Genomic DNA, 25,230 nt, shown 5'->3' on the forward strand with positions numbered 1-25,230 from the left:
GCATCACCCGAATAGTGACTGAATAACTGAAATCGGCGAGAAGCTGCCACCGCTGTAGCGCTTAAGCTGGATGCGAAAAACATCCATTCGCGGCTGTCCTAGCGCAGTATGATACGATTGATCTTCACTAATACCTTCGATCACATGCATACCGTAGACATTCCCGGCTAGTGTAATAAGCGGCAATACAGTTCCGGCAACAGCCGCCCCGCGAAGGCCTTCAAGCGCAGCCAATCCGCCGAACTCATGGGGGAACAACACTCCTTCAATTGTCGTGCGATCATCATCGCCGCCAGTCCACTGCAGGCGGTTCAAACCGCCGACAGTGCTAACATCAGCCCATCGGGTCGATAGATCACGCCTCAACCCTTTGTAGCCAAAACGTAAGGAATGAAACATAAACGGCCCTAGACACATTGGAATTGCCATTACATTCCCCCATCCGAAAACGCACCGTTCGAAGCTGACGTAATCTTACCCACCAGCAATCGCTCCATTTCGCCGCGCAGCTCGGCTGCGGTGGCTCCAGTCTGGGCATTGAGAGTGATATAATTGTTGATTTGCGGAGGTTGCGGATTGGTAACCCGCACATCTTGCGTTCCGCTCGGCATTGTCTGGACCGGATTTGAGATCGATACAGATGGAGTGTCGACAATGGAAACGTCCGTCGGACCTTTGCCAATACCGGCAGTCGGCGACGGTGCTGTCAGAGCATCCCAAATAGCTCCGAGGCTAAAAGGCTGTGGCGCAGTTTGCGCAGGCTGATTAGGCAACGGCGCTGCGGGCACTATCTGTCCGACACCAGATCCAGCTTTGACCTTTTGTTCATTCGATTTCTCTACAAAAAACTCCGGGTCAATGTATCGCGGATCCGACGGTCCCTTTGCTTCCAAGCCCTTATAGACCCCGTAGGCGACAAGCCCCCATAAGCCGCCGCGAGCGACCATACCACCCGTCCCGCCGCCAGATCCCAAAATACGGCTAAGCCATCCCGCACTCGCTCCACCCGCTGCTGCAGTTCCACCGCCAGCGACAGTAGAAGCCGCACCTGCAGCAGCTGTTCCTGCAATCAAGTTCCTCAATTCGAGCAATGGCCCTGCAACGGCCAAAAGGCCTGCGCCAATTGTCACCCAATCCACAAGCGACAACTTCGTCAGGTTATCTGCAAACTCGCCAATGCTGTTTGCACCTTTTACAGCATCAATCAGTGTGATTGCGGTAGCAGCGGCCAACCCAATCCGGCCAAATGGAGAGAACGCAAGTCGTGTGATGCCTCGCCCCATGGTCAGCATGGCTGCGCCCGTGGCAGCAATGCCGAGTGCGCTTATAACGGTAGCAGAGCCAGACATCTTGCTGAGAGCTTCCGAAATATTACCGGCAGCACCCAGAATATTGCCCTCACTGATATCCTTTGCGAAGGCTTTAAGATCGAGCCCGATCTTGCGGAAATTATTCGAAAGCCTGGCCAGATCAATCATGCGCTGATCGACCTGTGTGCCGTCGCCCTCAAATGCCTTGCCGAACAGGAGGTCACCGAGATCGTTGATCAGCTGGCGCGTTCCGCCCTCGCCCCCATAACCGAAACCGCTCATCAGACCCTTGACGGCCATTTCGATCTTGTCGATGACGCCCACACGCTTATCCAGCGTGTCCAGTACATCGCCGATACCAAGGCTCATATCCTTGATCGTAGGCAACCAGCTGTCACCAACGCCAATGCCATAAGCCTTGATCTTGTTCCCAAGCAGCTGCAAAGCGTTCGCAGTCGTTTCGGCGCGAACCATGTATTCCTGAAACGCAGATCCGCTGTAGTTCGACTCAGTGCCGATCATCGCAAGCTCGCGGCGCAGCTCTTTCGTATCGGCAATGATCGGCATGAGCGCCCGCGCCTCATCGCCGAACAAGGCAGAAGCGATGCTGATATGCTGATCTTTCGGAAGCTGCTGGATCCGCTCGATCACGTTCAACGTGGTCTTGAGCGCATCTTTCTGCATGTTCTTCGATACCTTTACGGAATCGAGGCCAAGCTTTGCAAATGCCAAACGCTGCGACTTTGTAGCCTGCTCGCCTTTCGTCAGCGCTCGCCCCATATTGCGGAACGAAGTTGCCGCAACTTCCGCCTCAGCACCCGCCGAAATCATTGAGGCACCGAAAGCGAGCGTCTGGGTATCGGAGAAGCCAAACATCTTGCCGGTCGCAGCAACGCGCTTGTCAAACTCCACGAGGTCGCGAGCAGCCGAGGCGGTATTGTTTGCGAGGTGATTGATGGCGTCAGCGTGTAAACCGATCTGGTCGACGTTAAAGCCAAGCTGGGTCTTGATCTTTGCTAGCGCATCACCGGTTTCCCCCTGCGACGTGTCCCATGCAACACTGACTTTTGCCGCCATTTCAGAGAACTTTGTCAGTTCCTGCAAGGCGACACCAGACTGACCGGCAGCAGCATAGATCGAGGCAAGCCCATCGGCAGTTACCGGGAGTTCCTTCGATAGTCCGAGGATCTCGGATCGAACGACGGACAATTGCGCAGGTGTGCCGTCGACGACCTTGCGGACATCGGCGAAAGCTTCCTCGAATTTCATAGCTGCGCCGACCGTTCCGCCGATACCTTCACGAACACCGACATAACCGGCCCCGATGGCGACGAGATTACGAGCCAACGCCCCGACGGAAAAGCCGCCGCCCGCCCCCATGATCGCGGACGTGGTTCTGCTGGCACGACGGTTGAGACCGTCGAGCGCAGCAGCAACACCGCGAGCGGGACCGGTGATCTGATCGACAAGTGAAACAACCAGCTTTGAACTCAGAACAGCCATTATTATCTCTTTGCTTTCATCAGATCGACGGCCTCATCACGCCACAACAAGACTTCCTGCGGCGTCATTTCCAGAAACGTCGATATCGGGGTGTAAAGGTTCTGGCTAAGCCAGATTGTCAGGCGTCGCCATCCGAGGTGCCCTGCCGCAAAAAAGGCGACACCACCTTTGTGCAACGCTCGTAGTCGGTCACGCTGAATTCGGCCACCTCCGGATAGGTGGATCCGGATAGCTGGGCAATCATCAGCGCCATAACCTGATTGTTGCCTCCGCCTTTGGCCACGTTTTCGACGGCGATTAGGTCTGCCAGCTTAGGCTCGCGAAACTCAATCTGGTTGGTATTCGTGCCACCAAGCTTATAAGACTTGGAAAGCAAGACTGTGTTTTTATCGGTCATGTTGTCGTGTCCTTGAAACTACGCTGATTATGCCAGCAGCGCGCTGCGGATGGATTGCGTGCGCGACGTGCCTCCGATGGACACATCAAACGGCGTCATTTCGATCAGGGTCGCCCCTTCGACTTCCAGCTTGTAGTAGCGAAGCGTGATCGAGAAATCGTTTTCGGCCATGTCACCCGGCTTCCAGGCACCATGATCGTTCTTAATGAGGCGACCGCGAATATAGGCAGTTGCGTTGACGACGCTGCCATCCTCGTGCACGAGCGCACCGGTCACCATGAACTCGCGCTCGGAACCGACTTCCAGGCCGAACAACGTGATAACCTGAGGATCAAAGCCGGAGAGCTTGAAACTTGCCTCCAGTTTTTCATAACCCATCGGGATATCAATCGGCAGCACCATACCGGCGTTGCGCAGTTCCTCGACCTTTTCCGTCGGCACTGGCAGCGTGATCTCGCTTGCCTGCCCGATCTTCGAAACGCGGTCTGCAAAAATGGTGCAGTTCCGCAGGATATAACGCGGCATGTCAGACATGAGCCTAACCCCTTAATGACGTTGAAGTGGGAGAATTGGAGCGGGATGGGCTGGCCGTTAGCCAGCCGATCCGGAAGTGATTTCCTGCGCAACCTGATTGAGCAGCAGCGTATAGCTGGCGATATTGCGATATGCCGTAATACGGATATCAACCATCGGTGCAGGCGGTTCGAACTTCACACCAAGCTTGATGATGCCTTGCGCCATATCGTTGTCAGTGTTCGTGTCCAGCAACCAACAATCATGACCAGGCAGGATTGCGCCTTCGGCTTCCATCTGTCGGAGGAAAGCGCGCCCGCCCTCGACCATGAATTTCAGATTGGCGCGGGAGAACGGCTTGTCGACAAATTCGAGATATGCCTTTTCCAGCGCTTCATTGATCGCGTCAGCAGTGCGCCGCACAGAAATGAATTGCCAGAGAAGTTCTGCCGCGCATGTCCAGACACCCCAGAGCCGGAAGCCGGTATTATCGATATTGACGATAGTATTGACCCGGTTTTCATTGAGGTAGTTCGACTGGTCGCCATATTCGATAGGACGGTTGACGCCGACAATGCCGGAGATACCGACATTCGAACCGGACCACCAGAAGCCTTGCTCCAGGTCCATTTTCGCCTGCTTGGCGGCGAAGATCGGCGAGGATGGAGCCGGAACATTGGCATCAAGTTCCGTGTCGTATTTCAAGACTTTCGGATCGCAGATCGCGATCCGCCCCGAATTGATCAGCCCACGATACTGCACTGCAGCCTGATCGGTCGTGTCCGGCCCGTCGACATAAGCAACGGCTTTCAGCTTTTCCGCCACACCCATCAGTTCGGCAACAACCGGGTTCATAACAGAACCGATATTGGCGGTTGCGGTTGCGTCCTTGGATCCAGCCTTGCCAGTGATCGTAACCCCCGGTGTTCCGGTATAGCCGTAGCCAGCCTTGCGGACGATAATCGCAGTGATCGCGCCTTCGGCAACAACAGCTTCTGCGACTGCACCCGATCCAGTGCCCGTAACCGCAACAGTTGTCGTGTCAGCATCGTAGCCGGTGCCGCCTGCGGTCACATTGATCGAGGCAATGCCGTCGGCTGGCGAGGTCTGGGTGAAGCCGGGCGCAATAAGCAACTTAGGCTTATAGAGACCGTCCGACGATGCGCGCCGGAATGCATGGACGCCGGTAAAGGCAGTCTGGTCGCCGATCAGGTTCGACCAGGTTTCGGCGGTCGTTTCGCCTTCCTCAACCCGAACCACGATGATCGGACAGCCGACCTGGTCGAAAATGCTGTCGATAGCGTTTTTCAGCGTACCGGCATCGCCGAGAGTTGCTGCATCCTGCGGGCGCAGGATCTGCACCGGCTTATTCAGCGGGAACGCAAGTACGTCCGCATTCGGCGCAGTGCCAATAAGCCCGATGACGGCAGTGCGCGCCATGCGTACCAGAAGCGGGGTTTCGGCACTTTCGAATACACGCGTGCCGTGGTGAAAGGACACAGATGCCATAGCGGCACTCCTTGGATTAAGACCTCAGCGGGTCAGGTTTTCAGGAAAAATCAGAGCGCCGGTTGCGGCCACTCAATCGCATCAACAATGGCTCGCGCAGCCGCTTCATTAGCGGCGGCGTCAATATCGCGTTTGGCACCGAGGCGCACGGCTTCAATTGCAGCACCAATCTGCTGCCAAAGTGAAAAGGCAGCAAGGACAACATCGGCTACCTCGGAAAGCGTTTCTGCAGTAATCCCCACTTCTGACGACAGCACCGGATAGTCGGCAGCTTTTGGGCTGCTCGCAATTTTGAACGCCCGTGCTTCGACAACCTTCTGCTGATAGGTCATCGCCTGACCTTCACCGGGCGTGATGTATTTCAGGCGCTCTGTTTCAGCCCACGCGTCGACCCCCTGTTTCAATGCGCTCTTTAAGGATGACAAGTCTTCCGGGGTAGGTTGTGGCATTAGGAAATCGCCTTCGCCATAAACCCATCCACATTGCACATCATCGTCGCATTGAACCAGTGCGGCAACAAAGTCGGGCGGAAAGCGCCGGTCAAGATCAATCCCTTCAACCGGCTCGATTATTTCCGCGACAACACCATTTTCAATTCTTGCGAAATTTGGCATTTCAATACTCCACAATGATAAAGCCAGGCGCACCTTCACCGCCAATCGCAGTCGAGCCAGCAGCGCCGCCGCCGCCACCGCCGGGGAACAGTCCGGGCCTTCCCGTGGTCAAAATTCGTTGTGATGTCCCTCCGCTGCCCAAAGGCGCGCCCGCGCCGACACCCGCAAAATATGTGCCCCCCGCCTGAACACCTTCTGTGCCGTTATTCCCCGCTATGCCAACATCGGCATTCGTTGGGGTATTTGCACCTGCTCCAAACGGACCCATTCCGCCATAGCTTCCTCCCGCGCCGCCACCGCCCAAGACGGCCAGATATGTACCGAATGACGAAGTGCCGCCGTTCCCTCCGGTATTACCTGCCGGTCCAGGTGCGCCACCGGCACCAACAGTAACAATTATGCTCGCACCCGGAGTGACTGGAATATCGATCTTTTCACCGTAAGCGCCGCTGCCACCACCGCCGCCAGCCCCGGTTTGTGTCGTGGACGAGCAGCCACCACCGCCGCCGCCAGCACCCCACACGCGCACTCTTTTGATATTATAAACGCCCGCTGGGACAACGAACGTGTAGGTGCCTGCGGTCGCATAGGCGGCGACACCGCCGATTGCGCTGGGAATAGTCACCAATTGCCACGCATTGGATGCTGCATTGAAAATGAAATCGGCAACACTGCCCGCAGGCAAGTCACCCTTTTTCAGCGGTGAACCACCAAACCGGACGATGGGCTTTGCACCCGCTCCAGCATCAAGGGTTGCAGGCCCAGTGTTCGTTACCTGAATTGCAAGGCGCGCCAGCAGACCGTTCTTATAGGATGAGATAGCGGGCGCTAACACCGCAGTGAGGGCATTTGCAGTTCCGCTAGCAGGGGCCGAATTCCATTTGCCTGACTGCGCGTCGATTGCAACTTTTTCAATATAAGTCCCGGCAATACGCTCGAAAATTCGACCGTCTGGTAGACTGATACCATGACCATCTGCGGGGCTTGCTAGCCCCCAGCCCGCTGCAGTATATTCCGCTATTTTCCCCGCCTGTCCCGCCCATGCACCTGTGGCACCGTCTGGCACCAGATAAACATCCCCGATAGCGGGAGTAGCTGGGGGGGTAGGCTGCGTCATCGCAATGACCGGAAGCCAAGGCAACCGGTTTAAACGTTGCATCGCCACCTTGAATGCAGGGTCGACAACAATAGTGATTGCAGAAATATTCGAGAATGCCACCTCCAGACGAATAGTACCCTCGACCGTCTGCCCGCTCGACGGGATTGGTTTACTGATTGGAGGATCGTAGCGAGCGATGGCAATTAGATCGCCATCCTGATCAATCAGGCCCGCTTCCCGAATTGTGTAAGGACCTTCCGCAGCCTCCAGAAAAATATCGAAGTACGCCACATTCGATGCACCCACCACAGTGCCATGTCCCGAAATCGCCTTGCGTGCAACTTCATGGTAAAGCGCAGTTTCGCCGCCCGACGGAACGGTTGTGCCGTCACCAATTGCGATGTGGGTAATGACAACGGAAGTACCGTTGGCAAGCGCCGCCGCTTCCTTCGCGCGACCAAGGTTCGTCATCAAAGCGAACGTGTTTTGAGCCATAGTCTTAAACCTTGTAATGAGCAGTTGCCGATATGAAGGCGCAAGGTGCACCGGCAATATAACTGGATGCCCTTAATACGGGCGGGTCGAACGCGAACGGATGGGCAATTGCGGTCAGATTAGTTCGGGGAAATGCACCGATGTAGATCGTGCCACGAGCCTGAATGACTGCACGTGTTCCAAACACACGCGATTTCGGCTTGGCAGCATCAACCGATGCAATTGCCGCTGCCTGCGCTTCCAGGTCAAAAACCGGACTACCATTGCGATAAAGGATCTCGACCCGGAACGTCCCGCGCCTTGAACTATCCTCCCACCACTCGACAATGCGGGTTTCCAACTCAAACGCTGCCAGCGCCCGCTCAACCGCACCACGCGTACCCTTGAGACGATGCACCATAGGTGAAGCCGCAATGACCCGGCGCTGTTGCGCCTCAGGCCAATCAGCCGACCAGACATCAACCGACACCCCCATGGCCAGATATGGCAACAGAACCTTCGGGCACGTGGCAGGATTCCAGATCGTCGCAATGACGGTGGGATCAACCGTCGCAATTCGCGCCAGTTCAGCAGCGAGCAATGCGACAGTGAGTGACGAAGAACGCGCAGGAAGAATGGAACGTGCGAGATCTGCAACGGCGTCAATTGCTTCACCTGGCGTCATTGCCACGATCCTTGCGTTTGAACCGTATTGACCGTGATTGTGCCGACTTGTCCGACACCTTTCGAACCCGGCTCGATATCAGCCACAGGCGAAACCACCTCAACAGTGACGTTGTCGTCGACCGCTGCACGACCGCCGATAACCTCGCGCTGCACGGCCAAACCGATACGACGGCGAGACGCGGCATATGCAGTCAGTCGCTTTTTCGCTTCCGCCGCCATCGCCGACACGTCGACACCGGGAGCATAATAAAGCGTAACCTCGATATCGTAGGCCGTAACCGTCGCAGGCTCAATGCGGACATTGTCACCAATTGGCCGAACGTCCTTCGGCGTCACCGCCTCGAACGCCCGGTTCAACAACGTTTGATCTGTAGGGCCGTAGGTAACCGTCGGAAGAATTACGACGAGAATTTCAGGTGCCAGCACCGGATCGCCGGTAGCCCGACCGGCAAACGGGTTCGGGATCAGCCCCATTGAATAGGCATCTGCATGAAGTCCATTCGTATAGGTCGCAGCATCTTCCTCGGAATAGACCGCGACATCGGCGATATCCCGCTTTCCATCCAGCTCCAGAGCATGAAAGGCATATGCACCTTCCGGCCCTGCGGTCGAAAACGCTTCAAAGGCGAGCAGGATGCGGGCGCGGAATATATCATCCAGTTCGACCCACTTCCCCAGAACCGGATCCCATTGCGAATTTTCCGGCTGATCATCCTCAGCATTGTCGTAGACAAGACGCGAGATACCGGCATAGGTCGCTGCGATATGGTCAAGGTCGCCGCCGATGGCGGTTGCCAGAGACAAGGCGCGGATAGCTTCATTGACCCGCTGGCGAAACTTCATTTCCTGATAGCCACCGCCTTCCGAAAAAGCGATCACCATGGGATCGGTTTCCAGCTTCTCAACATCGTAAGAAACGCCGAACCGCTCCAGCGCGGCAATCAGGTATTCGTCGCGTGAGCTTTTGATTTCCTCGAAATCCACTGCGACGACACTTGGAACATCGCCAAGGTCAGCCAGGTTCGGCGCAACAAAGCGGCTCATGACATAGTCCTTGCTATTGTGATGTTCATGGAGGCCTCACCTTCGGTCACTGAAAAATCACCCTTGTGACCGTTCGGGTAATAGACACCGCGTATCTGGAGTTCGATGACGCCCTGTTCGTTCAGATCGCCAATGTTTATGCCGGTTACCGCAAAGCGTGGCTCCCATTTCGCAATCGCCATGGCGCAGGCTGAATAGATGCCGAGAATGACGCGGTCATTCATCGGTCTATCGATCAGGCCCATCAGCTCGGAACCGAAGTCCCGACGCATCACGCGAGATCCAACCGGCGTTGTCAGGATAACCTCAATCGACTGCCGAACATGGTCAAAGCCCGCCAGCAGTGAACCGTCCACATTCGAAAAGCCGAGCGACGACATGGCCTATTCCTTGACCGGGCGCACAGCCTTTTGCCGTTCAGACGGCTTTTCCAGCTGATGACCGTAGGGAGCCATAAATTGTTTGGCGACGGCATCCGGCATTTCCTGCTCGGCAGCTTTGGCTATGTAATAGGTGCCGCCGTAAAAGCCGCTTTCCTTCACGATGACTTTCATCGCCTTTTCTCCTTTGGTCAGTCGCACGACCACTTGGTCGCGCCAGAAATGAGACTTGCGCCGCAACCGGTTGTGTCGCCGGTTCGCGCCACGGGATCGCCTTCGCAAATGAATTTTGATGATCCCGATACAATCGGCGTGACGCCGTGACCGGGAATGGGGCAGGAATGCAAATCGCCTTTTCTGGCGATGAGCTTTCCCTCGCAGATCCACTTGTCGGCTGACGAAATTACGGTGCCGCCATGACTGGAGGTATCACCGAGACGAACGATCAGTGGCATCAGGCAAGGTTTCCGTTGGAGGCTGTAAAAGTGATATTCGCCGCATCAATCGTGACAGTGTCGTCGCTGATGAAAAAGCGGACACCGCCCTTGACGATCACCGCGTCCGGCCCGTCGTGCGGGCGCGGATTTGCATTCGAGTGCGTCGAGAAATCGATGACGGCGTCAGTCAGGTCACCGCTTTCCGACATGACATCAACCTGCTGTCCGACCGTTGGCGGGATATGGGTCGATATCCCGCCCGCTGCGATTTCCTTCCACGGGATCCAGCCGGTTCGGAACGGTTGCTCGCCGCCCTCGATTTTAACGCGGGCAACACCCTTCCCATGGTCGATCTCATCAATCACGCCGGTTCGACGATGATTGGCCAGACGGCGCTCGACCTCGAACAGTCGACGGTGCAGCTCGACCAGAATATCAGGGAGATTGTCAGCCATCAGATTTTCTCGAAATCGACCCGCGTAATGTCAGGTTCGGTCGCTTCCGCTGCCAGCGGCGGCACATCGCAAAGCGCCCTCGCCTCATCCAGCGTGAAACCGAACCGTCGGCGCTGATCGATGGAATTCAGCTGGGTGACGGTCAGGCCCATCAGTTCTTGCAGTTTCTGCAAATACGGATGCTGGACCGCTTCCATCTGATCGAGCAGTTTCTGCCATACAGAGGTCGCTGCAATCGGCTCGCCGAAAACCGGATCCGGCAACAAATCACAGGTGATGCTTTGCTGATGCGCTGCCATACGGGTGCCAGTTTCGGCATCAGCTGTTCGCCTGCGCTCGACTTTCACGACATCGCGAACAAGTGTGCGCCAAATCTCGGCCCATGGATTCTCGGGATCCATCAATGCGGCGATTGATTGCCTATCGACAACATCGAGAAACAATTCGAAGGCTGAGTCAGTTGCGGGTATTCCCGGAATGATCGTGCTTTCACCTGTTTCCTGATTGGTTTCGACCATCGACGCTGCGACGCCGGTTTCAATCAAAAGTTCAGTAAGTCCGTTCTGCCAGAGCCGTCGCGCGCCGCTCAGATCTTCCGCCTTCGATCCGTCGGTATAGACCGATATAAAGGGCTTCTCCTGATCGGTGCGGAGGCTTCCGTCCGCGCCGACGTCAATCGAACCAATTTCACTGTCGAGAACATTGGAACCGACCGAGGTCGCACCGTTAAGCGCCCCAATTGTCGCGATACGCAGTGCAATTCGACCTATTGACATCAGATCTGCCCCAGTTTCACGACGATGAGATTGCTATATCGATCCGATACTGCGGCGACTTCAAACCAGGGTTTTCCCGCCCGATCATTCGCGCGGACCTTGTCGCCAACTTTCGGATCAGGACCGAAATACGATGAACGATCCAGAAACAGTTCCGCCTCGCCAAGCGATAGGCGAGATCGATAAGTCCCGGTAGGACCGGGAGCGCGCGAGTCGTCACCGCCGACATGCAGGAGAGCATTGATCTCGATCATCTGTCGGTCAGGATCGGCGACCTGCCCTTTCAGGAAGGACAGGCGAACCGACTCGCCGTAGCTACGCGTCATCTTTTGATCGACCATAGCTTCCAGTTTTCGCCAGTTCGCCATGTCGCTTACACCGAAAGACGCACCGCGCCGAACTCGGACGAGTTTGCTGCCGCTTCGGTGGCGTGACCGATGAAGGTATTGCCGGATGCTGCCGTCGAGATATTCTTGTCAGCGGCAACGTAATAGACCTTGGCACCAACGGCCCACGCTTGCGCGGAAACCTTCGGCAAGGCGAAGACGCCCTTGGTAGCGATTTCCACATCTTCGCCAGCTTTGGCAGAGAACTGGGCAACGCCGAACAGATCGCCGACAACAACCAGGTCGCCAGACTTCACGTCAGCTGGAGCCGGAACGGTGACGCTGTCACCGGGCTGAATATAGTTTTTCATGGGAGTTTTTCCTTATGAAGGATCAGAACGGAAAGGATGGCGGGTCAATCGACCCGCCAGCAGTTGATCAGGCCCCGGCGTTCTTGTAGCCAAAGCGATAGTCGGTCGCGCCACAGCCGAAGTCATGTTCAACCGACATGCTGAAACCTTGACGCCCGAACGGCTCATCCATGCGCACGCGCGGTGCCTCGTAGCCTTCCAGATAGCCCCAGCGATAGTTCGAGCCTGCTGCCGGGTCAGAGAACAGATGCCAGGCATTACCCTTGATCTGGGTGCTTTCGATCAGCTCAAGCCTGCCAGAGAAAATGTTGACATTCGCAACTGTCGCAGGCGTGATCGAGGTCAGAAGCTTTTCAGCTTCGGTCAGCTTATCCGGCCCGACAAGCATGATGCGCGGCGAGTTGGACAGCAACGGATTTCCATCCTTGCTTTCCTGCTTACCCATGGCCGTGCGACCAAGTCCGACACTGTCGACGGTGATGGCAGCAGCCGTGGTGGCAAGGTTCTTATGCTCTGCATGGAAGACCGGCTTTCCGTCAGCAAGGTTTCCATTGAAGGCACCCGCATAGAAAGTGACTTCCTCGAACAGCGCCACCGACGCACCATAACTGGTCAGAAGCTCGGAGATCGCACCCAGATCGTCGTTGATCAACATCTGGCGGCTGATATTGAGCGCGATGGCATAGCTATACGCCTGCACTTGTTCCTTGCCTTCACCGAACGAGCCGTATTTGATCTCGCCGTTTTCCAGCACCTTTTTCAGAAGCGGGAAATCACCGACCTTGACGGTGGTATCGGGACGGAAATCACGGAAATTTCGCTTGCGTGCGAATCGCTTGAATGTCGGCTGGGCAAGCGCATAGCGCTGTTCGAGCGTCCGGTTGACGGCACCTTCGAATATCGCCGGGAAATCCGAGGTCGAATGCGACGCGCGCGTAAACACATCGTCGATGTCGCGGGCATTCATCATGCGACGACCGCGATAGTTGACACTCTCTGCAGCCAGATCGACGAGGCCCATGCCCATATATTGGCGAGCGGCAGCGGACGGACCAGCCTGCGGCGTCGGTGCACCAAGGCCGTATGCCAGCGCCTCGATCTGGGCTGAGCGACGAGTGACCGCCTCATCGTGAACCACATCGACACGCACACGGCTGTCAGTCGGGCTCTGGCGCTCATTCGAGACCATGTGATCGAGAAGCAGGCTGCGGAACTGCTCGACCGGCGTACCGGAGCGAACATGCTCTCGACCGAGATCCGGAAAACCGGAACGCGTAGCCAGATCCTCAATAGTGCTGGATCTCTCACGCTCGGCACTCACCGCCTCGTCGACTGCGGCTCGAACGGACGGATCAACAGTCGGCGCGTTGCGCTGTTCGTTTTCCATCCGGGTAAGTTCAGCTCGGACCTGATCGGCTTCAGCCAAGATGTCCGCATGTTCCTGCTCGATTGCCCGAACCGCATCTTCATCGAGATCATCGGTAATACGGGCGCGAGTAGCTTCCGCACGGCCAGTAATTTCTTTCAGCTTCGAACGCAGGCCCAGCAAGGCAACGTTGGCACCGATCAGGTGCATTCCGTCAGGCTGTACGAAAGCACGATAATCGAGGGATGCTGCATGCGATGGATCTGCGGCGAACAACGCCATAGCCAGACCGACGCAGAAAAATGCGGCGACGGTCGCGAAAATGTAAGCACCCTTTTTCATGGTGTGCGTTTCCTTCTATGTACCGGGCAAAACAAGCGCCGTCGCCCTGCAACCCCGGAGAATTGCAGGCGGCAAACTGGAATTTGATGATTGCTGGATTAGGCGAGGCGGCGGACGGCTTCGGCCATTCTCATTCGCGCTGAGGCCGCAAACGTCGAGACCGATTTTCGGTCGATCATGAGCGGGAACGTATCTGCGTGATTGCGAACCTGAGCGCCGGGATCTGCCGGAACCGTCACGAACGAAATTTCATTCGGCGTCCAACGCTCGACGAACACCTTTTCGACATCGCCCTTTTTCTGGGCTTCCTCAATACGGATCTTGTCAATGGAATAGCCGACAGACACGTTCTTGATAATGCCATCGGAGACCAAGCCGAACATGCGGTCGGCGCGCTCGTCGATCCCGGCTTTTGGGAACCGGATCTTCGCTTTACCTTCACCGCCATCAACCCACGCCCGTTCGACAACCGCGACCTGCGAAAAGGTCGACCAGACAGAATGACTATCCAGAACCGGCGCACCTGCATTCATCCGCGACAGGTCGATTGCCTTGTCGCTGACAAGCAGAATCTCATCGAAAGGAACCGTATCCCAACCGACATAACGGCGACGGCGAACCGGTGCGCCGGTAGTCCATACCAGATCCAGCGTGCGCGTTTCAGCATCGACACCGGAAGGAAGCAACCGGACCTCCTGCATCTGCATCGGCAGACTGTCCGGCATCTTGCGCAGGTTAAGTTTCGTCATCGTTTTCGTCCTTCTCAGGAGGATCGTCGGTATCAACAGGTTGTTGAACCTGACCGGCCTGCGATATGCGGCGCGGGTCGCTGTCAAGGATAATACCGCGCTTGTCGAGCTTGGCATTGTCCGACTGGATTTCGTCCAGAACGTCATCAGTGTTTTCACCGGTCTCGGCGATTGCCGATGAGAGTGAGCGGAAACCGGCGCGAACTTCCTTGATCCTGGCGTTCACATCTTTCAGCGGGTCCGCCGAGTAGAAACGCGGCGGCGACCATTCAACCGCCACTGTCGGAGTACTGATCTTCCCGGCGAGATAGGCAGCTTCACAGAACCAGTCCCACATCGGCTGCAACAGCATCGGTATGATGACCTGCCATTGCAGCATTGAGATCATGCGCCGAAAGCCTTCCAGACCGATCTTGCTCGACGAGTAATTGACCTTGTCGAGGCGACCCGTCATCAGGGCATAGGGAACGCGCCAACCAGCTGAGATCGTATGCAGCATCGAAACTTTATAAGGATCGTAGCTGTCGGTTACGGCAGGCTGAGAGAATTTCATATCTCGACCGCCGACCGCATTGTAGAACATTCCCGGCGTGAACTTTTCGACACGCTGCCCGTGCACGTTGTAAATGCCCGGTGTTGTGGCTTCGCCATCCTTGCCGGTCAGCGGCAACCCTATCGTGTCGTCAATGTCACCGCCGGTCATTACTCCGACAATGCAGGACTCGAGGCGCTTTCTGACAAGCTCTGACTGCTCATACTCGGCAAGGTCGAATGTATCGTCCATTGCTGGCGTCCCCCATGGAACGCCCCTGACTTGCGTGCGCTGTTTTTCGAAGACATGCGCAATATCAGCTGCCGGAACGGGCTTCGAAACGATGGTCGATTGCGGGTCAAAAAAGCTGTTTCCGGGGTGAGACCCGAACATCCAATAGGCGCGCTTGCGGCCTATCGCATCGAACTCGATCCCCTGAATTGCCTTGCCGCCGCCAGATAACACCCCTTCCTTGGTACTATCGAGCAGATCCGATTCAATCACCTGCAGCTGCAGCGGAACCGGCAATCCATCTTCCAACCTGCGGCGGCGGCGACGTACAATACCGTCACCGCTTTCAAACATCTCTCGAACCGTCAGGGCAACGATGCCGTTGAAGTCGAGATCGCCATCAGCATCGCAAACCTTGCTCCATTCCTGGAACAGTTTGATTGCTTCCTTGTTCTTCGAGCGCGGGATAATGCCGTCGCCGATGGCATGGCTGACCAGCTCGGAGACAGCTTTCGCCGCATAGGGATTGTTGCGGACCAGATCCCGCATACGGTCGCGAAGCTTGCGACCGGCGCGAGCGATCTCGGCATCTGCCGATGTCGACTTTGCGCGACGGCCTGATTTCAGGCGATTGGTTTCCGCACCGGAATAGCTGCGCTGGACAATTTCCATTGCAGCGCGGTGACGGACACGACGCAGCCCCGCCTCCGGCGACACGTAGCCGATGGCCTTATCAAGAATGTTCCCAATGCCCATTAGTCTAACGCCGCCAGAATAGTGCGAGGGCCGCGTGATTTACGGGCCCGAAGATCCGCAAGCGCTTCCCGCATGTCTTTCAAGGAATGATATTCCACCTCACGGCGGGTGCCGCCTGAGTGGAATATGACTTTTTTTGCGCCGGCAAGAATTGCTTCCTCAAGCGCTGCGATCTGGTCGTCTATCGAAGCCATCGCGCCTATCACTCCGCAAGATCATCGCCAGCGGTCAGCACGTCATCGACGATCCGCTTTGCTTTCTCGACTGTGTATGGCTCATCTCGATCAGTGAGAGCGCCGCCCATCGTCGCGAAATCAGCAGCAACTGCGACCGGTAGAGTTGCCGTGTCGTATGCAGCACGCAATAATTTGCCGAACATTGTCGTTCTCCAAACAGGTGGCCCATACGTCGAGCCGTTGCATTCTGGTTAAAGCCAATCCGAAGATGCAATTTCTGGTAACTTCGAAGCTGGTTTGATTTCCGGCGGCGTCGACAACTCACCCTCGCGGTGAGCCCAGTTCGCATTCACCATCTGGCGAGCGGCGAAGGCATAAACCGTGCAGTCGAGAGCCTCGTGTCGTCGCCCTGGCACCGGAACGAATTGCCGGACCGTTTGTCCGCGCGAATATTTGACTACCAGTTGCTCGCCCACGAGCTGCTCAAACCAGACATCAGGCAGAGATTTCGAAAAACGCATGGAACTCGCACGCGCCAGCCGACCGAAAATGTGGCTCTTGATGCCGTCGACACCGACGATGAACAGCTTGCCACCCTTTACAGTCGATTTGGATTTCTCAATCCAGGGCCGGTTGCCGCCCACACCCTTGATCGCAAACACGCGCCTGCGGAACCGTGGGAAAGCATAACGATAGACAGTTTCCATCGTTTCGCCGTCCGAGCTATCGATGCAGGTGGCATCGACCTTGATCTTGCCGCCGAGCGGATGATCCCATTGCGTGCCGAGCGCAACATCCAATTCAGACCAGGTCGCGTGATCGTCGTATCGACCCCAAATCACCTCATGTCCGAGGGCGTAAGGAATCCCCTCTTTGTCCCAACCTATGAAGGTGATTTCCAACCGATCATCCTGCACGTCAACGCCTGCGGTGATGATGAGAACCTGAACAGGAATGCCGGTCGTGGCCGTCGCATCGTCATCGTCTGGAGTTTCCGCAACCAGGCTGAAATCTTCGGCGCGGCTTGCAAGCTCGATATCATCCAGCTCGTCGGTGTTTTCCTTCCAGCCTTGCGCGAGGATCGTGTTGATGAACGTTTGAAGCTTCGACGGATCATTCTTCGCGCCGACAAACTCTTTCGCCAATCGCCCCCATGACGCATTCGGTAGTAGGGAAATCAGGGCGTTCATCCGAAACCCTGCATGGTCCTTTACTTCCGGTTTCAGTGCCCGCCAGCGACCATTCGCAACCATGCCGGGTTTATGGCGCTCATCGATAACCGAGCCGCATTCCCGGCAGACATAGTAAGCTTTCTCCGGCTCACCTTCCGGCCATTGAATGTCGGACCACTGGATCTCGTGGAAGTGCCCGCACTCAGGGCAAGGCACCTCATAAATTCGCTTGTCAGACTGTTCATAGGATTGCAGCACATGGCTGGTTTCCTCATAAACCGGCGTCGACCCCATTACGATCTTGCGATCCGCAAACGACAGGGTGCGGCGCTCTGCGAGCAGGATCGGCGACCCTTCCTTGGTCGCCGACATGCCGTCTGCCTCATCGATAAACAGGATGCGCACATTATGGCGGCGCAAGTTGCGCGGTGCCTTTGCCGCAATGACTTTCAGAAAGCCGCCTGGAAAGCGCCGGGAAAGCAGAGTGTTTCTGCCGCCTTCATCGACATCGCCGGTCAACAATCCGTTGAGCGCTGGCGAGGCATCAAAGATCGGCTCGACATCCGAAACCATATAGTCGCGGCAGTCGGCCTCAGTCGGCAGGAGCGAAAGGATCGGCGACGGATCGTTCGAACAGAAACTGGCCATCGCGCTTGTCAGAAGCGTCGTGAAGCCGACGCGCACCGGCTTCACCAGTGTGACACGCTCAATCGCACTGTCGCCGATAGCGTCTGCAATCTCGCGCTGCGGTGGCCAGAGCCTGACACGACCAGTGAGGGACGACACACCCTCTGGGAGATAAACTGTCTGCTCAATCCAATCCGAGAGCTTCAGTTTCGGTGGCGGCGTCAGGGCTTCCCACACCGCCCGCCGCAAGATCGCCAGAGCCGTCGTCATCGTCCTTTTCACCAAGCTCTGTAAGTGCCGTGCGAATTTCCTCGTCGATCAGGTCGACATCGAAAGTGGTTAGGTGGGGCAGCATCTGGCGGCATCTGGATGGAACCGCCATCATCACGTTTCGGACCCGTCGGGCTATCGAAACCCATTCATTGCGAACCTCGGCAATCGGGACCAGTTCCTTGCGCATTGCAGCATTGCGCAATGCTGCCTGGTCTGCCTGCTCTCGCGCCAGTCTCGCGCGTTCTGTTGCGAGCGTATCAACATTGTCACCGCCTCGACCTGCCGCGATCCCGCGCAGGTGCTCGCAATAGAGCTGGACGGACTTGCGCAGGTCGAAGCGATTCCGACCTGTCTTCACGATGATTCCACGCTCGACGTAATCGGATATTGCCCGCTTCGAAACGCCCAGGATCTCTGCGAGATCCGCCGCTGTTATCTCGGCATCGTTTTCAGGCTGTTCGTCATCCTCAAGCGGCTCTTGCTCCGGCAAAAGCGGCTGCGCGGCCTGATCGACGTGCTTCTTGTGCGATTTGGCAGCAAAGCTGGGGCTGACACTGAACTTTTCCGCTGCCTGCCGGACGGTATGGCCTTCCTCAATGAAGGCTATGACCTGCTGGCGCAGCTCGTCTGAATACCCTTTGGCCATGTGATTCCGATTCCATTCAAAGGGCGGTGGAATCCCCCTGTAAAAATTCGCAGAGACCGAAATCCCGCAGTCGCGCTCACCCGCTCCGGTGATAGGCCCGGAAAAGGACCCAATGGAGGGGGGATGGGGTCAGGGTCGGTCGGTCGGGTGCGCCCGCCCCCTCGACCCGCTCACCGGTCGAAGCGTTCACTCGTCCGATCTCCTAAGGCACCAGCTTCTTGAGCGCAGCGTCGACACGCTGTTGCAGCAAAGGTGCTGCTGTTCTCTCAAACGCCGATCTGGTTGCACCCTTGGTCATTTCCATCGGGATGAAAACGCCCGACCGGGTGTAGGTGATCTTGGTTCCAGACTTGTTCAGCCTATGGAAAGCATGACCGTAAAACTTTGGAACGTTGACGCGACCGGGAAAGCGTCCGCCTTTCAGAAATGATCCCGCGAACAACTTCCGCTGCCCGAATGGCTTTGCGGAAACGCCTGCGCGTAACTCGCGAGGCGAAAGATATTTCAGACGAATATCGCCGCCTCGCGTCACCATTTCGTAGGAAAGCTTGCCCGGTCGAGCAACGCCCGGATCCCCGACCGCTTTGACGATAGTCTTGCGAGCCAGTCCCGTTTGCCTGGTCAGATTTCGAATAACCTGCGTCTTTGCCCGGTTGCCCACCTGATTGACGATACGTGGCAGCACCGTCGGAAAGCGCGAATTGAGAACCGCTATCCTCGATCCGAATAACGAGAGGTGTTCGTCAGCCCACTTGGCCGTAATCGTTGCCATGGTAGCAAATCCACGTCACTTGCAAGCACTGCTGCTGAGATAGTCATCCATCGTGCAGAAATGCTTTGCGCATCCACTCAGCGCGAAAGCCACCAGCAGCACTGCGATCAGGACAAACAGTCGATTGTCGATAGTTCTGATCATTGGCGCGGCCTTTCAACAAAACCGTTTATCCTTAGTACAAACGAAAAGAGCGCCTTGCGGCGCTCATCGTTCGGTGAAGTCTGGACATAGCTTACGCACTGGCCCTGAATCGATGCCTGCCATTCTGGCGGTCAGGGCGGGGTCCGAGCGCGACCACCTCAGGAACTAGTCCCCACGTTTTACCGTGTATCGAGGTTCACTATTCATACCGGATCATCCCGTGAGCAGATTACGCTCACAAAGGTTCGAGAATTGCAATAGGCACGGTCATAGCCACTGGCCTGCCCATAATCGAAACCTCAATCACAACCAGACCGTTGCCTTTTGTTCCACCCGAAACCAGTTCTGCACGGCAACCGGCAAAAGGACCGTCGGCCACACGTGCCCATTTCACCCCGATAAACTTCCGGTGAAAATGCTCGTAATCATATTTACCATCTTCGGCTTTCGCTTTGAAAAGATATACCTTTTCGGCACTGACCAGAAATGGCGCTTCATATCCACCAAGGATCGAAACGACGTGATCGAAACTCAACAGACCGGCAAGGCATTCGTTCAAAACTGCACAGCGTACAAGCACGTAACCATTCATGACGGGCTGCTGCTTGGCCGGAATGACTCGATGCTGTCGACGAAGCACCGGCCCCATTTTCATGGGGACAAGTACTTCGATATTTTCTTTTTCGAGCGCTTCCCGCACCGAAAGTTCGCGTCCTGACACCACCTGTAGCACCAGCCAAGGAGAATCATCGCCCACGCGATTCGCAGCCGCCGCCCTCATTCGAGCGACCCTGCGACGCTCAGCCAGCACCTTGTCGATAGCGCAAGCCTGCTCGAATGTCGGCTGTCTGGTGATAGCATCTGCAATCTGCTTTGCGTCAATTGCCATCATTTTCACCCAATCCCCTCAGTGCGATTTCGAAACCGTTCAAACCCTCCGGCCCACCAGCCGGGAAATATGCCCACTCGGCGTTTCCGGGATCCGGGAACCATGGCCAACCCTGCTGGCTGTGAAAATCGGCCCACGCCTTCCATTCGTCGCCGCCAACGCGAACCTGCACGAGCAAATCCTTAATCGCCTGCAGGCGAGCTGGAACAAGCGCACCGCGCCCACCGGCTGCGCGCTCGAAAAGCTCATTCACTGCTGGAAAGCCCTGCTTGGCCTGCTTGTCGTGCAGCAGATATTCCTCGGAATAGCGCCCACTCTCCACCAAGCCACGTTCGATCTGGGTCAGGCCAACAACACGGGTGGGGCCGTTCAGCAAAAGCTCATAGACCCTTGCACCCCACATCTTGCCCAAAGGCGCTGCCTGCGCAGATCCGGTCTGCTCTACCGTCGCCTTGGCTGGCAGCTTCTCCCAGCGTCTTTCGCGAAGATAAACCGCATAGGAGCAAACCAGCTTCCGGCCCGTCGCCTTTGCAGCCTCGACGTAGCGCGCAGCCTCGTCGACTGCGGCTTGACGTTCCTCTGGCGTCAGAGACAGCCAGACGCGGAAAGCCTCAGGCTCGCTATCGGAAATCGCCGTAGGCCAACCATGGAAACCACGCTTGAACGAACGCTCGACAGATTTCCGGCTTTCCCTTCCATCGTCCTCATTCTCGCGCGCTCTCTCACCTAATGGTTTATCTAATGGTTCTATTACGGTTTGGGTGACACCGTGACACCCGTCGGCGTCGTCAATGTCACCCGTCGGTGCTTCCGTTGTCACGGGTGACACCGTGACACCCGTGACACCATGACACCCGTCGACAGCAGGTTTTCCCGCCTGCAAATTGTCCAATGCCCGCATATCGAAATCGTACCGCGTGGCCTGCCCCGGTCGCCCGCCGCCCTCGGCCACGACGATCAGCAACCCTTCATCGACGAAGTCGCGCAGAAGACGCTGCACCGTGCGCTCGGATAGCTCCGTTTCAAGCGCAAGCCGTCCAACTGTAGGCCAGATCCCGCGCCCGTCATCGTCCGCGAAATCTGCCAGACGGATCGCGAGCATCTTGCGGCTGGGAGATCCAAGTTGCGCCTTGAACAGGCGCGACATGACAGCGATGCTCATTGTGCTGCCTCCAGATACTCAGCGGCAGGCAAACGCCCCCACTGGTCAGCCATAGCGGCTGCAATGCCTGTGAAAAACCGGCTGCGCTCGCGCCAACGGTCAGGACCTGGCGCCATACGATGCACGCGCGCCTCCCTGCCCTCGACGATGTCGGTCGCTGTCAACGGCGGAAGGTTACGCAGCCAGAAGCAGGTGCGCTTGACCTCACCATGGCCAAATTGCCAAGGATGGACGCTTTGGGCAGGCGGCGCATAGTTTGTGATGCGCGATTTTGCATGCTTGTGCATGACAGGATTTTCGACGCAAACGCGGTGAATGGGAGCGTTCCAGAACGTTGAAAACAGCTCTGCCGCCTCATCCAGCTCGCGCCAGATCTGCTCGACCGTCTTGCCACGCGGGGGCACCGTCAGCCAGCGAACGCCGGAATTGCAAAGCCGCGTGCATGGAGGATGCGCAACAATCAACAGATCCCAGCCATCATGGAGCAGATCCCGCGCATCACCGACAATATGCCGGTTTGTCCTGTCCTCAGCAGGTAGAAGATCGCACGACCATGCATCATGTCCCGCGTCGAGGAACGCATTGCGTACGGTGCCGGAAAACTCACAAGCCACGAGAACGCGCAACGGTTTTATCGTGCCAGAATTTGTCGTCATTACCCCACCCTCAGCCACGCCTCAAAATCGGCGCGCAAATCGCCCCACCGATCTGCTGCAGCGGCATCGCTATTCAGTTCTTTTCTTGATTTGATCCGCAGGACGGCGCGCAATGCATCTGCGGCAGCATCTGCCGTCAGAGGCCCCTCAGCGCCGTGCCGTTCTTCCAGATAGATCCGGAAGGAAGCCTGATCGCATTTCATGGCAGCTTCCGCCGCGAAGTCCTTCGAAACACGCTGCTTTTGCTGGATCGGCGCGGACTTACGTGATGCCGCAATTGCGCGGTCGACAAGCCCCAGCAAAAACCCGACCATATCCGGCGCGTTGACCAGAAAATCGATTTCATCCGGCGTTGCTACGGGATGAAAACCCGCAATTTCGATCAACTCGCCATTACGAGTTTTAGCTTCGACAAACGTCCTGTTGTCGACACAGCAAAGCTGCCAGCGGGCACCATCAAGCGCTCTAAACCGGTCCCGAATTTTTCGGAGTTCTACAGCCTCTGCACTCATGGCGTCGCCTGACCCGCGATGAGCAGCAACTGCCCCTCGGCATGCTTGAGCGCTGCACCTTTCAGGCTTCCCCTGTGGCGCGTCTGATGCATGGCAGCATAGAAACAAGCGAGATATTCGGCCCCTGCCGAGAAGCCGTGCCGTTCACACGAACTTTCCAGAACCGATCTGTATTTCAACATGATGGCTATCGGGCAGAGCAAAAGGATCTCAGCGCGCTCGGCGTCTGTGCCAGCATCGTGCATTGCGCGCAGAATGGGTAGCATCGTGTCACTCATGCTGCCTCGCCCAACGGTACAATGATTGCTGGATCAGCTTCGATGCAAGCACGAGCGCGCAAAGTCCAGCAAATGCCGCGCGTTAAATCTCTCCCATTGGCAAGCCATCGCAAGGCATTAATCATGCTCGCGTTTGTGGGGCGCTTTCCGACCGGAATGGCCAACAAATTGCACAGATCGCGCAATTCCTCGTGCCAGAGAATTTGAAGCGCGGTGTCAGGCAGTGGAGCAAAATGCGCTTGCTGAGGGGTTTTCCATTTATCAAGCCAGTCATAGCCCCTGTTCATAGCCCGCGATTTTTGCGGGTAGCACCAAATATTGCTGGCATGTTTATAATGTTCTGGCCAATCGTACCGAAAATATGCGCCGTCCCGCTCGAAATGGGCTGCATGCATATTGGTCGGATATTCAACGAGGAATTTCTCGTGCAACACGGCGAGCGCATGATGCGAGACGCGCTGCATAGCGTTCATCTGGCTATCGAGCCGATCAAGCTTGTCTTTGGCCGACTTGATTTCAACCGCGATGATTTCAGCACGGTCTACTGCCATCACATCAATGCGGTTTCCGCCAAAAGAGGCATTAATTTCGTGGATGATGCGCGCGTCTGGTCGATGCTGGCGCAAAAAGGCCACAACAGCGTCACGAATTTCACCCTCTGCAGAGGATCGATAAGCGGGCATTATTCAGCCCTCCCATCGACTTCATATCCCCATACATCCCAGCCGGGGCGCTTGCGGCGCGCGTTCAATTCCAGCTTTGGGAGATCCGGATAAAATTTCTCGATCTGCTCGGCGAAATACTCCGGCTTGGCGGAGTGTTCGCCCTTCTTTTCGACATAGACCGTCGGCGGCAGCATTTCCGGCAACGGACACGCGACCTCGCCGCGCCGTCCGATCAGCAGTAGTTCATGCCGGTCCCTGCCCCAATAGCCGGTGCCGATATCGACCTTGTCCCAAACCCAGTGATGCACATAGGTGAAGCCGCAAGCCTGCATAACCCGAAGCGAATCCAGCAACATCGGATTTGTAGCCCAAAGGAACAGTACAGCAGGATGACTACCACCGATCAGCTCCACCATCTGGGCGACAATTTCGTCGGTGGTCATCGTCGGATAGTGATTCTCGGCACTCTTTTCGCGCCCTGTCACTTCCGAATGAACCTGAAATTTCCATGCCGGATCTGCATAATACACCGGATAGAGCCGATCCAGCTTTGCCGGTGCCGTCGCCTTACCGCGCTCGGCGGTCAGTGCCATTTCCGTAAGTCTGACAGCGTGGCGCACCTTCTGTTGCTGGGCGCGAATGCTCTTGTTCTCGACTTTGATGCGCTTTTCTTCCGCCAGCGCACCCTCGACCCACGCAATTTGCGCAACATCCGACGGCAGAGCCTTGAGGCGATCCAGCGTAACTCCATTATCGAGCCGGGTGCCCCGCAGCTTGTCGAGCGCCGCCTTGCAGATCTTCTCGCCGCGCTCGGCATCACGTCGAATGCTTCGTTCCGGCTTTCCCGTCAGCTCTGCTGTGGCGGCTACAAAGCTCTTGCGTTCCGACCGGTCGACCAAGTGGCCAACTTGGCCGCTTGATTTGCGGTCGCCACCGTGTCCCGTTTCCGGGTATTTCAGGAGGTAAAGTTCCTTGCGCCGGAAAACAAACATGGCGCGATCAGCTGGCGTCAGTTCGGCACGGGCAAGATTCTCGTCGATCTCCCAAAGCTCGGCATCGAGCGCGCTTTCTTTTCGCACAAATGCCGAGATTTCCTCCCAGCCTATGGCAAGCGCAGCAGCCACCCGGTGGGCACCCGCCGACAAAATGTAAGGCGATGCGCCCTTGCGTTTGCTGTCGTTTGCCCGGACCGTGATCGGCGTCCGCAAACCCAGCTCAGCGAAGGAGGGCTTCAACGCCTCAACCTTCGCCGGATCCACATCGCGCAGGCGCTTGCCCGTATCGATATCGGCTATCCGGATCATTTCAGGTAATAGCGCGTCCATGTCACCGCCCCGCAAGAAACAGAAAGAAGATGAGAAAAGCCGCGACTGGTGACTCAGCAACC

The 25,230-nt window shown here is 56.7% G+C and carries 32 protein-coding genes; all 32 read right to left on the reverse strand.

What is annotated here, in order from left to right; all coding sequences use genetic code 11:
* Positions 1-3: 3 nt before the first annotated feature.
* The 32 genes from J9800_RS03415 to J9800_RS03565 all read right to left on the reverse strand — a co-directional run bounded on the left by J9800_RS03415 (position 4) and on the right by J9800_RS03565 (position 25,168).
* The gene (locus tag J9800_RS03415) at positions 4-429 is read right to left on the reverse strand and encodes a phage tail protein (protein ID WP_210845472.1); all 426 of its coding nucleotides are present in this window, start codon (positions 427-429) and stop codon (positions 4-6) included.
* Entirely contained in the window at positions 429-2,813 is a 2,385-nt protein-coding gene (locus J9800_RS03420; protein WP_210845473.1) for a phage tail tape measure protein, read from the reverse strand. Before J9800_RS03420 ends, J9800_RS03415 begins: the two co-directional genes overlap by 1 nt.
* A gap of 118 nt (positions 2,814-2,931) precedes the next feature.
* Positions 2,932-3,210 carry a phage tail assembly protein gene (locus J9800_RS03425; protein ID WP_151609880.1) on the reverse strand — a complete coding sequence of 93 codons (279 nt, stop codon included), beginning with the start codon at positions 3,208-3,210 and terminating at the stop codon, positions 2,932-2,934.
* 27 nt (positions 3,211-3,237) lie between these two features.
* On the reverse strand, positions 3,238-3,744 hold the full coding sequence (locus J9800_RS03430; RefSeq protein WP_210845475.1) for a phage major tail tube protein: 507 nt from the start codon (positions 3,742-3,744) through the stop codon (positions 3,238-3,240).
* 57 nt (positions 3,745-3,801) lie between these two features.
* Positions 3,802-5,232 carry a phage tail sheath subtilisin-like domain-containing protein gene (locus tag J9800_RS03435; protein WP_114215483.1) on the reverse strand — a complete coding sequence of 477 codons (1,431 nt, stop codon included), beginning with the start codon at positions 5,230-5,232 and terminating at the stop codon, positions 3,802-3,804.
* Positions 5,233-5,282: 50 nt separating this feature from the next.
* Positions 5,283-5,846, reverse strand: a complete 564-nt coding sequence (locus J9800_RS03440; protein ID WP_114215484.1) for a hypothetical protein — start codon at positions 5,844-5,846, stop codon at positions 5,283-5,285.
* 1 nt (position 5,847) lies between these two features.
* Positions 5,848-7,440, reverse strand: coding sequence for a phage tail-collar fiber domain-containing protein (locus tag J9800_RS03445; RefSeq protein WP_114215485.1), 1,593 nt, complete (start codon positions 7,438-7,440; stop codon positions 5,848-5,850).
* A gap of 4 nt (positions 7,441-7,444) precedes the next feature.
* A complete protein-coding gene (locus J9800_RS03450) occupies positions 7,445-8,104 on the reverse strand; it encodes a phage tail protein I (RefSeq protein WP_210845477.1) in 660 nt (219 codons plus the stop codon).
* Positions 8,101-9,150 carry a baseplate assembly protein gene (locus J9800_RS03455; RefSeq protein ID WP_114215487.1) on the reverse strand — a complete coding sequence of 350 codons (1,050 nt, stop codon included), beginning with the start codon at positions 9,148-9,150 and terminating at the stop codon, positions 8,101-8,103. The genes J9800_RS03450 and J9800_RS03455 overlap by 4 nt, the downstream gene beginning before the upstream one ends.
* On the reverse strand, positions 9,147-9,530 hold the full coding sequence (locus tag J9800_RS03460) for a GPW/gp25 family protein (RefSeq protein WP_210845478.1): 384 nt from the start codon (positions 9,528-9,530) through the stop codon (positions 9,147-9,149). The genes J9800_RS03455 and J9800_RS03460 overlap by 4 nt, the downstream gene beginning before the upstream one ends.
* Before the next feature lie 3 nt (positions 9,531-9,533).
* Complete coding sequence (locus J9800_RS03465) at positions 9,534-9,704, reverse strand: hypothetical protein (RefSeq protein WP_162707460.1); 171 nt, start codon at positions 9,702-9,704, stop codon at positions 9,534-9,536.
* Positions 9,705-9,721: 17 nt separating this feature from the next.
* Entirely contained in the window at positions 9,722-9,985 is a 264-nt protein-coding gene (locus J9800_RS03470; RefSeq protein WP_151653055.1) for a PAAR domain-containing protein, read from the reverse strand.
* On the reverse strand, positions 9,985-10,422 hold the full coding sequence (locus J9800_RS03475; RefSeq protein ID WP_114215489.1) for a phage baseplate assembly protein V: 438 nt from the start codon (positions 10,420-10,422) through the stop codon (positions 9,985-9,987). Before J9800_RS03475 ends, J9800_RS03470 begins: the two co-directional genes overlap by 1 nt.
* Positions 10,422-11,198 carry a hypothetical protein gene (locus J9800_RS03480; protein ID WP_114215490.1) on the reverse strand — a complete coding sequence of 259 codons (777 nt, stop codon included), beginning with the start codon at positions 11,196-11,198 and terminating at the stop codon, positions 10,422-10,424. The genes J9800_RS03475 and J9800_RS03480 overlap by 1 nt, the downstream gene beginning before the upstream one ends.
* Positions 11,198-11,566, reverse strand: coding sequence for a hypothetical protein (locus J9800_RS03485; RefSeq protein WP_114215491.1), 369 nt, complete (start codon positions 11,564-11,566; stop codon positions 11,198-11,200). Before J9800_RS03485 ends, J9800_RS03480 begins: the two co-directional genes overlap by 1 nt.
* A 5-nt stretch (positions 11,567-11,571) precedes the next feature.
* Positions 11,572-11,895, reverse strand: a complete 324-nt coding sequence (locus J9800_RS03490) for a DUF2190 family protein (protein ID WP_210845480.1) — start codon at positions 11,893-11,895, stop codon at positions 11,572-11,574.
* Positions 11,896-11,962: 67 nt separating this feature from the next.
* On the reverse strand, positions 11,963-13,603 hold the full coding sequence (locus J9800_RS03495; protein WP_210845483.1) for a phage major capsid protein: 1,641 nt from the start codon (positions 13,601-13,603) through the stop codon (positions 11,963-11,965).
* Positions 13,604-13,701: 98 nt separating this feature from the next.
* Positions 13,702-14,352: an HK97 family phage prohead protease gene (locus J9800_RS03500; protein ID WP_210845484.1), complete on the reverse strand. Its 651-nt coding sequence runs from the start codon at positions 14,350-14,352 to the stop codon at positions 13,702-13,704.
* On the reverse strand, positions 14,339-15,871 hold the full coding sequence (locus J9800_RS03505; protein ID WP_210845486.1) for a phage portal protein: 1,533 nt from the start codon (positions 15,869-15,871) through the stop codon (positions 14,339-14,341). The genes J9800_RS03500 and J9800_RS03505 overlap by 14 nt, the downstream gene beginning before the upstream one ends.
* Positions 15,871-16,065: a phage head-tail joining protein gene (locus J9800_RS03510; RefSeq protein ID WP_210845488.1), complete on the reverse strand. Its 195-nt coding sequence runs from the start codon at positions 16,063-16,065 to the stop codon at positions 15,871-15,873. The genes J9800_RS03505 and J9800_RS03510 overlap by 1 nt, the downstream gene beginning before the upstream one ends.
* 8 nt (positions 16,066-16,073) lie before the next feature.
* Positions 16,074-16,250, reverse strand: a complete 177-nt coding sequence (locus J9800_RS03515) for a hypothetical protein (protein WP_210845489.1) — start codon at positions 16,248-16,250, stop codon at positions 16,074-16,076.
* Positions 16,251-16,298: 48 nt separating this feature from the next.
* Positions 16,299-18,116, reverse strand: coding sequence for a phage terminase large subunit family protein (locus tag J9800_RS03520; protein ID WP_210845491.1), 1,818 nt, complete (start codon positions 18,114-18,116; stop codon positions 16,299-16,301).
* Positions 18,031-18,765, reverse strand: coding sequence for a terminase small subunit (locus J9800_RS03525; RefSeq protein WP_210845493.1), 735 nt, complete (start codon positions 18,763-18,765; stop codon positions 18,031-18,033). Before J9800_RS03525 ends, J9800_RS03520 begins: the two co-directional genes overlap by 86 nt.
* Positions 18,766-18,967: 202 nt before the next feature.
* On the reverse strand, positions 18,968-19,537 hold the full coding sequence (locus J9800_RS03530; RefSeq protein WP_210845496.1) for a hypothetical protein: 570 nt from the start codon (positions 19,535-19,537) through the stop codon (positions 18,968-18,970).
* A 15-nt stretch (positions 19,538-19,552) separates the two neighbouring features.
* Positions 19,553-19,681 (reverse strand): hypothetical protein, encoded by a 129-nt coding sequence (locus tag J9800_RS22005; protein ID WP_286191478.1) that lies wholly within the window; start codon positions 19,679-19,681, stop codon positions 19,553-19,555.
* A gap of 235 nt (positions 19,682-19,916) precedes the next feature.
* Entirely contained in the window at positions 19,917-20,573 is a 657-nt protein-coding gene (gene nusG / locus J9800_RS03535) for a transcription termination/antitermination protein NusG (protein WP_210845498.1), read from the reverse strand.
* A complete protein-coding gene (locus J9800_RS03540) occupies positions 20,560-21,732 on the reverse strand; it encodes a helix-turn-helix domain-containing protein (RefSeq protein ID WP_113368273.1) in 1,173 nt (390 codons plus the stop codon). Before J9800_RS03540 ends, nusG begins: the two co-directional genes overlap by 14 nt.
* A complete protein-coding gene (locus tag J9800_RS03545) occupies positions 21,729-22,388 on the reverse strand; it encodes a hypothetical protein (protein WP_210845500.1) in 660 nt (219 codons plus the stop codon). Before J9800_RS03545 ends, J9800_RS03540 begins: the two co-directional genes overlap by 4 nt.
* Positions 22,388-22,900: a hypothetical protein gene (locus tag J9800_RS03550; RefSeq protein ID WP_210845501.1), complete on the reverse strand. Its 513-nt coding sequence runs from the start codon at positions 22,898-22,900 to the stop codon at positions 22,388-22,390. Before J9800_RS03550 ends, J9800_RS03545 begins: the two co-directional genes overlap by 1 nt.
* Positions 22,897-23,178, reverse strand: a complete 282-nt coding sequence (locus J9800_RS03555; protein WP_210845503.1) for a hypothetical protein — start codon at positions 23,176-23,178, stop codon at positions 22,897-22,899. Before J9800_RS03555 ends, J9800_RS03550 begins: the two co-directional genes overlap by 4 nt.
* On the reverse strand, positions 23,175-23,861 hold the full coding sequence (locus tag J9800_RS03560; RefSeq protein ID WP_210845505.1) for an NERD domain-containing protein: 687 nt from the start codon (positions 23,859-23,861) through the stop codon (positions 23,175-23,177). Before J9800_RS03560 ends, J9800_RS03555 begins: the two co-directional genes overlap by 4 nt.
* Positions 23,861-25,168, reverse strand: coding sequence for an MT-A70 family methyltransferase (locus J9800_RS03565; protein WP_210845507.1), 1,308 nt, complete (start codon positions 25,166-25,168; stop codon positions 23,861-23,863). Before J9800_RS03565 ends, J9800_RS03560 begins: the two co-directional genes overlap by 1 nt.
* Positions 25,169-25,230 lie beyond the last annotated feature (62 nt).

It is taken from the genome of Ochrobactrum sp. AP1BH01-1 (genome assembly GCF_018066705.1).
Lineage (GTDB): Bacteria > Pseudomonadota > Alphaproteobacteria > Rhizobiales > Rhizobiaceae > Brucella.